The sequence below is a fragment of the Streptomyces sp. NPDC002309 genome (assembly GCF_053593375.1).
This window is the reverse complement of sequence record NZ_JBSFCI010000004.1, coordinates 45419-57839: the sequence shown is the minus strand read 5'-3', so window position 1 is coordinate 57839 and position 12421 is coordinate 45419. Positions and strand designations below refer to the sequence as shown.

General features: G+C 73.4%; 10 protein-coding genes. 5 read left to right on the top strand and 5 right to left on the bottom strand.

The features are described from left to right. Nucleotides 1–451: 451 nt before the first annotated feature. Nucleotides 452–898 carry a hypothetical protein gene (locus ACWCPM_RS04765; protein WP_450974694.1) on the bottom strand — a complete coding sequence of 149 codons (447 nt, stop codon included), beginning with the start codon at nt 896–898 and terminating at the stop codon, nt 452–454. Between the two features lie 268 nt (nt 899–1166). Here ACWCPM_RS04765 and ACWCPM_RS04760 point away from each other — a divergent pair, with 268 nt between their 5' ends. The 4 genes from ACWCPM_RS04760 to fxsA all read left to right on the top strand — a co-directional run bounded on the left by ACWCPM_RS04760 (nt 1167) and on the right by fxsA (nt 5315). Further along, on the top strand, nt 1167–1607 hold the full coding sequence (locus ACWCPM_RS04760; RefSeq protein WP_086703418.1) for an Lrp/AsnC family transcriptional regulator: 441 nt from the start codon (nt 1167–1169) through the stop codon (nt 1605–1607). Between the two features lie 48 nt (nt 1608–1655). After that, nucleotides 1656–3260, top strand: a complete 1605-nt coding sequence (locus ACWCPM_RS04755) for an amidohydrolase (protein WP_450974693.1) — start codon at nt 1656–1658, stop codon at nt 3258–3260. Between the two features lie 637 nt (nt 3261–3897). Further along, nucleotides 3898–4704, top strand: coding sequence for a polyprenol monophosphomannose synthase (locus ACWCPM_RS04750; protein WP_450974692.1), 807 nt, complete (start codon nt 3898–3900; stop codon nt 4702–4704). A 56-nt stretch (nt 4705–4760) separates the two neighbouring features. Further along, nucleotides 4761–5315, top strand: coding sequence for an FxsA family membrane protein (gene fxsA / locus ACWCPM_RS04745; protein WP_450974691.1), 555 nt, complete (start codon nt 4761–4763; stop codon nt 5313–5315). Between the two features lie 412 nt (nt 5316–5727). Here the strand turns inward: fxsA and ACWCPM_RS04740 are convergent, their stop codons facing one another. From ACWCPM_RS04740 to ACWCPM_RS04730, 3 genes are all read right to left on the bottom strand, one after another. Then, nucleotides 5728–6102 carry an RNA polymerase-binding protein RbpA gene (locus ACWCPM_RS04740; protein ID WP_450974690.1) on the bottom strand — a complete coding sequence of 125 codons (375 nt, stop codon included), beginning with the start codon at nt 6100–6102 and terminating at the stop codon, nt 5728–5730. A 266-nt stretch (nt 6103–6368) separates the two neighbouring features. After that, on the bottom strand, nt 6369–7715 hold the full coding sequence (locus tag ACWCPM_RS04735; RefSeq protein WP_450974689.1) for an MFS transporter: 1347 nt from the start codon (nt 7713–7715) through the stop codon (nt 6369–6371). Nucleotides 7716–7768: 53 nt separating this feature from the next. After that, complete coding sequence (locus ACWCPM_RS04730; RefSeq protein ID WP_450974688.1) at nt 7769–8536, bottom strand: glycerophosphodiester phosphodiesterase; 768 nt, start codon at nt 8534–8536, stop codon at nt 7769–7771. A gap of 229 nt (nt 8537–8765) precedes the next feature. Between ACWCPM_RS04730 and ACWCPM_RS04725 the strand changes: the two genes are divergently transcribed. Beyond that, nucleotides 8766–10265 (top strand): SCO1417 family MocR-like transcription factor, encoded by a 1500-nt coding sequence (locus ACWCPM_RS04725; RefSeq protein WP_450974687.1) that lies wholly within the window; start codon nt 8766–8768, stop codon nt 10263–10265. A 513-nt stretch (nt 10266–10778) separates the two neighbouring features. Here ACWCPM_RS04725 and ACWCPM_RS04720 read toward each other — a convergent pair. Next, nucleotides 10779–12377 (bottom strand): hypothetical protein, encoded by a 1599-nt coding sequence (locus ACWCPM_RS04720; RefSeq protein ID WP_450974686.1) that lies wholly within the window; start codon nt 12375–12377, stop codon nt 10779–10781. Nucleotides 12378–12421 lie beyond the last annotated feature (44 nt).

Sequence of the window (12421 nt, the reverse complement as noted above, 5' to 3'; positions counted from 1 at the left end):
CGGCTGGGGCTGCGGCGGTGGGGGCGGGAGCGGGGTCTGCGGGCGCGGGGCGCGCGGAAGCGATTCTGCGTACCGGGGAGCGAACACGCGGTACTGACGCCCGGTCGTGGACGAGGTAGGGGTCGGGGTCATATCTGGGCAACGCGACGGTATGCGGACAGGTCACCCGGCCCGGGAATCGAGCGTGGGTTCGTCGCCCGTTCCGGTCGTCCGGCCGGTCCGCTCGCCCCGTTCCCGGCCCGGGGTACCCGCGCCAGCCCGGGCCGGCGCGGGTACCGCCGTCCCGTTCCCCCGTCGGTGCACGGCATGACGTCGGTCGCGGTGACGCCGATCGTGAGGGCCTGGACGCCGCCACTATCGGCCCGCTGGTCCATCCGCGCGCCCAAGCGCCTTTGTACCGCCCGGAGTTCCACCAGCGCGGCAGAAGGAGTCGAGGCCGGGGCGCGGTGGCTCAGGCGGCGTGGCGCCGCATGACGGGCACCCGCATGGGGCGGGAACCCGGGCCGCCGACGTGCGAGAAGGGCTGCGTCCGCCAGTCCAGCCCCTGAGGGAGCGTCAGCAGGAGCGCGGTGTCCTGCTCCTGGGGCTCGATGGACTCGTCCGCGGGGCGCGCGTCGGCGGCCCGGCGTCCCGTGCCGGCGCAGACCGTGAGGCCGAACGGGTTCCACGGCGAGGCGCACAACGCGTGCTCCGGAAGGAAGTCCTCGTCCGCGAGCAGGGCGATGGGCTGTGCGCAGTCCGGGCAGATCACCCGGTACATCTCGAAAGTGTCGTACGCGTCGAGTTCGTCCGCGTCCTCGCCGCCGAAGGCGTCGGGTTCGACACCCTCCGGCTCGGGCTCGACGACCAACTGCTGCCGCCTGGGTGCGGTACGACCTGGGCGCTGAAGACTCTGCATGGGATTCTCCCCCTCTGGCTGGGCCGTGAAGGCGCTGCGGCCTCGACCACAGCAAGCACTTCCCAGCCCCTCTCCGGGGTAATCACGACTCCATCACGGAGAATGTTCGAAGCCTGTGGCGTTCGTCACATGCCGCTCGCAGGTGCCACGCGTGGCGCTTTTGTCCCCCGCGTGGTTCACGGGCTGCTCTCGGGGACATCACGAACCGGGCATGACCTGCACCGCTGAGGTGTCCCGTGAGGTCAGGCGCACTGTAGGTTCTTGCGCCATGGAGGAGCTGGACCGACAGATCGTGCAGCTGCTCGTCAAGGACGGGCGGATGAGTTACACCGACCTGGGCAAGGCCACGGGGCTTTCCACGTCGGCCGTGCACCAGCGGGTGCGCAGGCTGGAACAACGCGGGGTCATCCGCGGATACGCCGCGGTCGTCGACCCCGAGGCGGTCGGGCTGCCGATGACAGCCTTCATCTCGGTGAAACCGTTCGACCCCAGCGCCCCCGACGACATCGCCGACCGGCTCGCGGGTGTCCCCGAGATCGAGGCATGCCACAGTGTCGCGGGCGACGAGAACTACATCCTCAAGGTGCGGGTCGCCACCCCGCACGAGCTGGAGGAGCTTCTCGCACGGGTGCGTTCGCTGGCGGGGGTCTCGACGAGGACGACGGTGGTGCTGTCCACGCCGTACGAGGCACGGCCGCCGCGCGTCTGAGCCGCCCGGCGTCCACGGGGTCCGGCGGGAGGCGCGAGACTGTGTGCCATGAGTGAAAGCACCGCCCCGACCGAGACCGTCCTGCTCCGCCGCGGAGAGGTCCACAGCCCCGCCGATCCGTTCGCGACGGCGATGGTCGTCGAGCGCGGCCAGGTCGCCTGGGTCGGCTCCGAGGGCGCCGCCGACGCCTTCGCGGACGGTGTGGACGAGGTGGTCGACCTGGACGGGGCCCTGGTCACCCCGGCGTTCACCGACGCCCACGTGCACACCACCTCCACCGGCCTGGCGCTTACCGGCCTCGACCTGTCCGACGCCGGCTCCCTGGACGAGGCGCTCGCCCGCGTACGGGAGTTCGCCGCCGCCCGCCCGCACGACCGCGTCCTGCTCGGCCACGGCTGGGACGCTTCACGCTGGCCCGGCGGCCGCCCCCCGACGCGCGCCGAACTCGACGCGGCCACCGGCGACCGCCCCCTCTACCTCAGCCGCATCGACGTCCACTCGGCGGTCGTCAGCACGGCCCTCCTCGCCCTCGTGCCCGGACTGGAGCGGCAGGACGACGCCCCCCTCACCCGCGACGCCCACCACGCCGTGCGCGCCGCCGCGTTGGCCGCCGTGACGCCCGCCCAGCGCACCGAGGCCCAGCGCGCCGCGCTCGCCCGCGCCGCCTCCCTCGGCATCGGCTCGGTCCACGAGTGCGCCGGGCCGGACATCTCCTCCGAAGACGACTTCACCGCCCTGCTGCGCCTGGCCGCCGAGGAGCCGGGTCCGCGCGTCGTCGGCTACTGGGCCGAGCGCGACGTCGACAAGGCACGGGAACTGGGCGCGGTCGGCGCGGCGGGGGACCTGTTCGTGGACGGCGCCCTCGGCTCGCACACCGCCTGCCTGCACGAGCCGTACGCCGACGCCGGCCACACCGGCACCGCCTACCTGGACGCCGGCGCCGTCGCCGCCCATGTGGTCGCCTGCACCGAGACGGGCCTCCAGGCGGGCTTCCACGCCATCGGCGACGCCGCCGTGACCACCGTCGTCGAGGGAGTGCGCGCCGCCGCCGAGAAGCTCGGCCTCGCCCGGATCCGCGCAGCCAGGCATCGCGTCGAGCACGCCGAGATGCTCACCCCCGAGACCATCGCGGCCTTCGCCGAACTCGGACTCACCGCCTCCGTCCAGCCCGCCTTCGACGCGCTGTGGGGCGGCGCGGACGGCATGTACGCCCAGCGCCTCGGGACGGAGCGCGCCGGGCTGCTCAACCCGTTCGCGGCGATGCTGCGCGCGGGTGTCCCGCTCGCGTTCGGCTCCGACAGCCCGGTCACGCCCCTCGACCCGTGGGGCACCGTCCGTGCGGCGGCCTTCCACCGCACGCCCGCGCACCGGGTCTCGGTGCGCGCCGCCTTCACGGCGCACACCCGGGGCGGCTGGCGTGCCGTCGGACGGGACGACGCGGGCGTCCTGGTGCCGGGCGCGCCCGCGGACTACGCCGTCTGGCGCACGGGCGAGCTCGTCGTGCAGGCGCCCGACGACCGGGTCGCGCGCTGGTCGACCGACCCCCGTTCCGGTACCCCCGGGCTGCCCGACCTGACCCCCGGCTCCGACCTGCCCGTCTGCCTGCGGACCGTCGTGGGTGGGCGGACCGTGTTCGTGGGGCCGAGCGAGTGATCTCCCGGGGTGGCGCGACAGGGATAGACGCCCCGACCGGTGTCTCACGACCTGCGTAACCACCGGGCCGACCTGTGGTCGGCGGAAAGACCCGCAGGTCGTACGGCTATTGACAGGCGGCGGCCCGGGGCGGGTAGGTTCGGCCGAGTCCACCACGGGACGCCCGACCGGGCATCGTCCGCACACTCGTCGCGGCGCCGCTGGGTCAGGGACGGTGTACCGCACCGGGGCACCGTCACTGGGAGCCAGGCACAGCGACCGCGCCACGGCGGGAGACGTTCCGGCCAGGTCGGCACGGTGTGACCCGGATGGGGCCCGGGTGCTCAGTAGACAACGGCTTCAGGTCGATCCGCAGCCAGCGGGTCCCAGGTCGGCCCGAAGGGCGCCGGGCTCCCATCCGCTGGCATCGCAGCCACCAGCGTCCCCCTGTCCTCTTGCTGTCCTCCCGCTCCCCGCGGGGCTCTTCCCCCCTTGTTCCTCTCAGGTCCCGCGGGCGGCGGCCGGCCCGCGCAGAGGGCCAAAACGCCATCGGTACCCCACTCGCCCGGATTTGACACCACCTTGGGAACGCACGATCCGTCGGCGCAGGCTGCGGCCACTATGGTGGAGTTCTGCGGACCGACTCGAAGGGGCAGCAGTGAACGACGGCGAGGGGAACCGCCCGGCAGAGGCCCAGGGGAGACGCTTCGGCCCGCTCGGCACGGCCTTGGTGATCATTCCGACCTACAACGAGGCGGAGAACATCAAGGCCATCGTCGGTCGTGTGCGGGAGGCGGTCCCCGAGGCCCATGTGCTCGTGGCCGACGACAACAGCCCCGACGGCACCGGCAAGATCGCCGACGAGCTGGCCACCGGTGACGAGCAGGTCCACGTGCTGCACCGCAGGGGCAAGGAGGGGCTCGGCGCCGCCTACCTCGCGGGCTTCCGCTGGGGCGTGGAGCACGACTTCGGGGTCCTGATCGAGATGGACGCCGACGGCTCCCACCAGCCCGAGGAACTGCCCCGGCTGCTCACCGCGCTGAAGGGCGCCGACCTGGTGCTCGGCTCCCGCTGGGTACCCGGCGGCCGGGTCGTGAACTGGCCCAGGTCGCGCGAGTTCATCTCCCGCGGCGGCAGCCTGTACTCGCGCGTGCTGCTGGACGTCCCGATCCGGGACGTGACCGGCGGCTACCGTGCCTTCCGCCGGGAGACGCTGGAGGGCCTCGGACTCGACGACGTCGCCTCCCAGGGCTACTGCTTCCAGGTCGACCTCGCCCGCCGCGCCGTCAAGGCCGGCTATCACGTCGTCGAGGTCCCGATCACCTTCGTCGAACGCGAACTCGGGGACTCCAAGATGAGCCGCGACATCCTGGTCGAGGCACTGTGGCGGGTCACCAGCTGGGGCGTGGGCGAGCGGGTCACCAAACTGATGGGCAGGGGCGGGCCGGGGCCTTCGCAGCCGTAGTGCGGTGGGGTCCGCCTCTTATCCCGTGCTGAGCGGGCGCCAGGCACACTGGAGGCATGACGACTGGCGCATCGAACCCCCCTTACTCCACACGGCCCAGGCGGTCTCGGCTGCGGACGTTCCTGCCGCTGGGCATCGCCGCGTGGCTGGTGCTGGAGATCTGGCTGCTGACCCTGGTCGCCGGCGCGGCGGGCGGGTTCACGGTGTTCCTGCTGCTGGTCAGCGGGTTCGTGCTCGGCGCGGTGGTCATCAAGCGGGCGGGACGGCGCGCCTTCCAGAACCTGAACGAGGCGCTGCAGCGTGGTGCGGCCCCGTCCAGCGGCGGCGGCAACGGCCTGATGATGCTCGGCGGACTGCTGCTGATGCTGCCCGGTCTCGTCTCGGACGCGGCCGGTCTGCTCCTGCTGCTCCCGCCGGTGCAGAAGGCCGTCGGCCGCTACGCGGAGCGCACGGTGGACCGCAAGCTGCGGGCCGCCTCACCCGGTGGTTTCGGCGACGCCTTCCAGCAGGCCCGCATTCACCGCCCGGACGGCAAGGTCGTGCAGGGTGAGGTCATCAGGGACGAGCCGGGAGACGCTCCTCGGGAGCCCCGCCCGCCGCTGAACCGCTGAGACCACCCGGGTCGCGCGGGCCGGCCGGGTGTCCCGGCCGGTGACCGCTTGAGGCCCGTCCGGCCGATGGGACGCTCGGGACCGGTGCGTCCGTGCCGCGCGGCACGATCCATGCGACGGCGCGGCCGTCGCAATCCATGCCGGTGCCGACGCGACCGGACAGCCCGGCACAACCGGTGTGTCAGAGGCCGGCGTGCCAGGGCTTGTGTGCCCGGGGCCGTCCGCCGTCCGACTATGGAGTTCCCATTCGGCGCGCAGGCGCACCGACGTTCGGGGCCTCCGCCGCCACCACGCGGACGCCGGGCGGCGCGAGGCCCTCAGGAACGACCGCGGGCGCCGTACGCACACTCACGTACGGCGCCCGCGGTCAATAGGGGTGCCTCGAAAGACCCCGGCCGAAGCCGCGTGGGAACTACGCGGACTTGCGGCTGTCCCGGGGGTGCACCGCGATGTTCATGGCGCCGGAACGCAGAACGGCGAGACGCTCTTCGAGGACCTCTTCGAGTTCCTCACGTGTGCGCCGTTCCATCAGCATGTCCCAATGCGTACGCGCCGGCTTGGCCTTCTTCTCCTCCGGGCCGTCGCCATCCACCAGGAGTGATGGGGCCCCGCAGACCTTGCACTCCCACTCCGGCGGGATCTCCGCCTCGACCGAGAAGGGCATCTCGAACCGGTGCCCCTTCTCGCATGCGTACTCCACGGCCTGGCGCGGGGCCAGGTCGATGCCGCGGTCCGTCTCGTAGCTGGTCACCACGAGGCGCGTGCCGCGAAGAGCTCGCTCACTCATGAATCGTGCCTCCCGGGCTTGTCGCCCACAGGACAGGTGTCGCTGTCGTCGTCATCCGGTCAACGTCCGGTCGGCGGTAAAGATTCCCGTTCGGAGTTCCGTTCCGGGTCGTGCGTCGCCGTCGTAGCCGCCCATGTTGTACCCACCGGCGCCCGGTTTGTCACATCTGACAGCAGATGTCACCCAGCGATTCGGCATCTTTGACGCGCAGTAACGGTACGCCTGGCAGGCCAAACGCGTACACTACCGCCCTTTCGCCGTCGGTGCTAAATCCGTTCGGGGACCGGGTTCCCGGCAGCCGCCACCGCACGCCGCACCGGCACCCTCGCCAGGAGCACGAAGCCCAGGACGAAGAACGCCACCAGCGAGATGATCGCGTCCCGGTAGCTCCCGGTCAGCTGATAGGTGAGGCCGAACAGCAGCGGCCCCAGCCAGCTCATCCCCCGGTCGCTCAGCTCGTACGCCGAGAAGTACTCGGCCTCCTTGCCCGGCGGGACCAGATGGGAGAAGAGCGAGCGTGAAAGGGCCTGGCTGCCGCCCAGGACGAGCCCGATCCCGGACGCCAGCACGAAGAACCACACGGGTGCCCCCGCGGGCAGGAAGTACCCGGCGGCCAGGATGACCGTCCAGGCGACCAGCGAGCCGAGCACGGTGCGCTTGGCGCCGTACCGCCGGGCCAGCCGGCCCAGTCCCAGAGCGCCGAACACCGCGAGGACCTGGACCAGCAGGACCGCGCCGATGAGCGTCGACTGGCCGAGCCCCAGCTCCTTCGAGCCGTACACCGACGCTTGGGTGATCACCGTTTGGATGCCGTCGTTGTAGACGAGGTACGCCAGCAGGAAGGACAGCGTGAGCGGGTGGCGGCGCATGTCGCGGATCGTGGCCGCGAGCTGGCGCCAGCCGGTGACCGCCGACTCGCGCGCGGGGGAGCGCCGGTCGCGCAGCCGTCGTAGCGGGATCAGCGCGAACGCGCCCCACCACAGACCGGCAGACGCCAGGCAGACGCGCACGGCCATGCTCTCGGAGAGCCCGAAGCTGTCGTGGGCGAGGTAGAGGACCAGGTTCACGACCAGGACCAGCGCGCCCGCCGCATACCCGAAGGCCCACCCGCGCGAGGAGACGGCGTCGCGTTCCTCCGGCGGTGCGATCTGCGGCAGGTAGGAGTTGTAGAGCATCATCGCCACCGACTGCGCGGCGTTCGCGATGATCAGGAGCGCGCCGCCGAGCAGGTAGCGGTCGCCGTCCAGCAGGAACATGCCCGCCGTGGCCGCGGCCCCGAGGTAGGCGGCGGCACCCAGGAGCGGCTTCTTGCGGCCGGTGCGGTCGGCGGCGGCGCCCACCAGGGGCATCACCAGCACGGCCACGATCACCGACAGGGAGACCGAGTACGCGAAGAAGGAACCGGCGCGCACCGGGATGCCCAGCGGATGGACGAAGCCCTCCGCGTCCGCGGCCGACTCGGCCACCGACGTCAGATAAGGGCCCAGGAACACGGTGAGCACGCTCGTCGAGTAGACGGAGCACGCCCAGTCGTAGAAGTACCAGCCGCGTTGCTCGCGCCGCCGTCCGGCCGCGTCGTCCGCCGCCGGTGTCCGCACGGTGTCGGTGCCCACCCGTGCCCTCGCTTCCCCGTCAAGTGCCGTGCGCGGTACGCCGCTTCGGGCCGTCAGGCCCAGAGGCCCCGGTCCTCCATGACCTTGCGCAACGTGTCGATGTGATCGGTCATGATGCCATCGACGCCGAGGTCCAGGAGCCGGTGCATCCGCTCCGCCTCGTTGATCGTCCAGACGTGCACCTGCAACCCGCGCGCGTGGGCCGTGCGGACGAATCTCCGGTCCACCACCTGGATGCCGGACTGGGTCTCGGGCACCTGGGCCGCGACGGCGGATCGGCGCAGCGCGGCCGGCACGCCCCAGGAGCGCAGCCGCAGGTTGAGCACCCCACGCGTGCCGTACGAGGTCGCCAGGCGCGGCCCCGCCAGGCGCTGCGCGCGCACCACCCGGGCCTCGGAGAAGGAGCCGACGCAGATCCGGTCCCAGGCGTCCGTGCGGGCGATCAGGTCGAGGAAGGGGTGAAGGGCGGCCTCGGCCTTCAGGTCGACGTTCCAGCGGACCTCGGGGAAGGTCTCCAGGAGCTCCTCGAAGAGCGGCACCGGTTCGCTGCCCGCCACACGCGCCTGCCGTACGTCGTTCCAGGGCAGGTCGGCGATCCGGCCCGCCCCGTCGGTGACCCGGTCCAGCGTCGCGTCGTGGAAGGCGACGATCCGTCCGTCCCGTGTGACGTGGACGTCGGTCTCGATGTACCGGTAGCCCTTCTCCACCGCGCGCCGGAACTGGAGCGCGGTGTTCTCCAGACCGTCGGCGGCACCGCCCCGGTGGGCGAAGGCGATCGGGGCGGGGTGGTCGAGATAGGGATGGCGTATGCGCGTGCTCACGGACGCAGTATGGCGTGCCGGGGTTGACCGGCGGCGAAGCCGGCGCTGCCGCCGGATGCCGAGGGGGCGGCGAAACGCGTCCGCGCTTCGCGTCGCGCTCCGACCGGGGGTCCGACCGGGGGACGAACGGAACGGACCCCTGCTGGTGCCAGTGGCCTGGCGCGTGGCACCCTGTGGCGGGGAAAGGGGCTCGACCAGGGGCCAATCCGGGGAAGGTGGACTGATCGTCATGGGGCAGTGGACCTCGGCGGTGGGTGCGTCACAGCTGGCCCGCCAGCTCCAGTCACAGCAGGACCGTCCCGCGGGCCCGGGATCGCGCCGGCCGCCCGCCTACCGGGCGCTCGCCGACGGCATCAGGCTGCTGGTGCTCGAAGGGCGCGTCCCCGTCGCCGCGCGACTGCCCGCCGAACGGGAGCTCGCGCTCGCCCTGTCCGTCAGCCGTACGACGGTCGCCGCCGCCTACGAGGCGCTGCGCACCGAGGGGTTCCTGGAGTCCCGGCGCGGCGCGGGCAGCTGGACCGCCGTACCGGCCGGGAACCCGCTCCCCGCGCGCGGGCTCGAGCCGCTGCCGCCCGAGGCCCTCGGTTCGATGATCGACCTCGGCTGTGCGGCGCTGCCCGCGCCCGAACCCTGGCTCACCCGCGCCGTGCAGGGCGCCCTGGGGGAGCTCCAGCCGTACGCGCACACGCACGGCGACTACCCCGCCGGGCTGCCCGCACTGCGCTCGATGCTCGCCGAGCGCTACACCGCGCGCGGTATCCCCACCATGCCGGAACAGATCATGGTGACGACCGGGGCGATGGGCGCCATCGACGCCATCTGCCACCTCTTCGCCGGCCGCGGCGAGCGCATCGCCGTCGAGTCGCCGTCGTACGCCAACATCCTGCAGCTGATGCGGGAGGCGGGCGCCCGGCTCGTACCCGTGGCGATGGCCGAGGGACTCAGCGGGTGGGACGTGGACCGCTGGCGGCAGGTGCTGCGCGACGCGGCGCCGCGCATGGCCTACGTCGTCGCCGACTTCCACAACCCGACCGGCGCGCTCGCCGACGAGGACCAGCGCCGGCAGTTGGTCGAGGCCGCGCGGTCGGCCGGGACCGTGATCGTCGCCGACGAGACGATGCACGAGCTCTGGGTGGACCCCGACGTGGAGATGCCGCGCGCGGTGTGCGCGTTCGACCCCGGCGGGTCGACCGTCATCACCGTCGGCTCCGCCAGCAAGGCGTTCTGGGCCGGGATGCGCATCGGCTGGGTGCGCGCCGCGCCCGATGTCATCCGCAGCCTGGTCGCCGCGCGCGCGTACGCCGATCTGGGCACGCCGGTGCTGGAGCAGCTCGCCGTGCACTGGCTGTTCGGCACCGGAGGCTGGGAGCAGGCCGTGGAGATGCGGCGCGGGCAGGCGCGGGGCAACCGGGACGCCCTCGTCGCCGCGGTGCGCCGCGCGCTGCCCGACTGGGAGTTCGAGGTGCCGCGGGGCGGGCTCACGCTGTGGGTGCGCACCGGAGGACTGTCGGGCTCGCGCCTCGCGGAGGCGGGGGAGCGGGTCGGGGTACGGGTGCCGTCCGGACCCCGCTTCGGTGTCGACGGCGCCTTCGAGGGGTATGTGCGGCTGCCGTTCACCGTCGGGGGCGCGGTGGCCGAGGAGGCGGCGGTCCGCCTGGCAGCGGCGGCACGACTCGTGAGGAGCGGGGGGACGGTGGGGGCGGAGGCGCCGCGGACGTTCGTGGCGTAGGGGCAGGGACGGCGGGGTCGTCGCGGGCGGCCCGCCCGAGGGACCGGGGGGAGCATGGGGGGCCAGGAAGGGCCGGGGGAGCTCCGCGGGGCCAGGAAGGGCCGGGGGAGGGCCGGGGGAGCTCCGCGGGGCCGGGGAGGGCCGGGGAAGCACTGCGGGGCCGGGGAGGGCCGGGGAAGGGCACAGAGGGGACGCGGGACGGAGCGGGAACGGGCGGTGGAGCGCCTCGGGGCCGGGGAGGGGCGGTGGAGCATCGCGGGGCCGGGGAGGAGCGGGGAAGGGGCACAGAGGGGACGCGGGACGGAGCGGGGAGGGGCGGTGGAGCGCCGCGGGGCCGGGGAAGCACTGCGGGGCCGGGGCGGAGCGGGGAAGGGGCACAGAGGGCACGCGGGACGGAGCGGGGAAGGTCGGGTCGGGTGGAGCGCCGGGGGCCTGCGGGAGGGCCGGGGGTGACCCGCTTTCCGGCCCTCGCGGACGCCCGGGAGCGGCGGCCGCGGGGCCGGGGTGCGAGGGTCAGGAGCTCTCCACCGCCACTGCCTTCGCCGGGACCGGCTCGGGTACCGGTGCTTCCGCGACCTCCCCGTCCGGGGCCGCGTCCGCCGGAGTCGTACGGGGCGGGAGCAGGTCCAGCACCGCCTGGCGATGGGTGTCGCTGGTGGCGTCGTCGTACGGGTCGGGGGTGGCCGGGACCTGGAGGCGCAGGACCGGACCCGAGCCCAGGCGGGCGTACCCGCGGCCGGCGGGGACATGCGCGACCGGGGTGGTGTGCGGGGGCGCGCCCAGGACGGTCGTGAGCTGTTCCCTGGTGGCGGGGCCGAGGACCACGCGCGCGCGGGTGTGCTGCTTCACCGGGTCGCTCAGCGTGTCCAGGTTGTCGAACTGTTCGGCGATCACCACCGTGACGTTCGCGGCGCGGCCGTGCCGGAGCGGTACCTGGAGCAGCGACTGCGGGTCCTGGTGCCCGTCCGTGGCGGCGACGTGGGCGAGCGCCGCCGGACGGTCCAGCAGGATCCACAACGGCCGCTTCGTGTCGTCCGGCGCCGGGTGGCCCGCCTGACGCGCGCGGTTGACGGCGATCAGCCGCCGTTCCGTCTCTGTCGCCGCCCACTCCAGGCTCGCCAGCGCCCCGGCCGGCGCGCACTCGACGGCGAGGACACCGTCGCGCCCGATCAGGCAGGCGTATTCGCCGGTCCCGCCGCCCTCGACGACGAGGACGTCGCCGTACTGCAGGGCCTGGAGCGCCACGGAGCGCAGCAGGGTCGACGTGCCGCTGCCCGGCTGGCCGGTGACCAGCAGGTGGGGTTCCGTGGAGCGGATGCCCGTGCGCCACACCACGGGCGGCACGTCGCTCCGGTCCTCGCCGCGGACCAGCGGCAGGGTGCGCTGGACCTCGCTCGCGTCGGTGAAGCCGAGGACCGTCTCCCCGGGGGCGGTCACGAAGCGCTGCGCGGCGATGTCGCCGGGCAGTGGCGCGAGGACGGTGACCGTGAGCTGGTTTCCCTCCTCGTCCCACAGGAAGTGGTACTCGCGGTCGCGGCCCGCCTTGGCCGTCAGCAGATGCTCTACACGCGCGCGTGCCTCCGCCTCGCTGTCCGGGAAGTACGCGGGATAGCGGACCTCGAGGTGCGCGATCCGGCCCGCCGCGTCGAACTCGTACTCCGGGAAGACCTTGTCCCACTCCCCGCCGTGGGCGTACAGGGGTGCGGGGTCCTCGGCCACGGAGAAGCACGGGACCAGTGCCTCGTACAGGGACTGGAGGCGCTGCGTCTGCGTCTCGTCGGGTCCCTCGGGAGCCGTGGGTGCGCGGTCGCGCCCCTGCCAGGCTGCCGCCACCATCAGGGCGATGGCGGCGAGCAGCGGGCCGTACGGCGCGAGCGCGACGGCGAGGATCACGGAGGCCACCAGGAACAGGAGATGGCCACGCTTGTCCTTGGGCGTCTCCGCCCACTTGTGCCGTCCGGCCGCCGCCAGCCGGCGCAGCCCCCTGACGATGGTGATCAGCGGGTGGAGGACGTCGGTGGCGCTGTCGGCCGCCGTCCGGGCCAGCTCCCGGCTCCGGGCCAGCTGCGTGCCGCCTTTGCTCAGAATGCGGGGAAGTGGGCGCCGTGCCACTGCTGTCTCCTGGAGGTGCGTACGGGCGGGACGGTGGGGCCGGA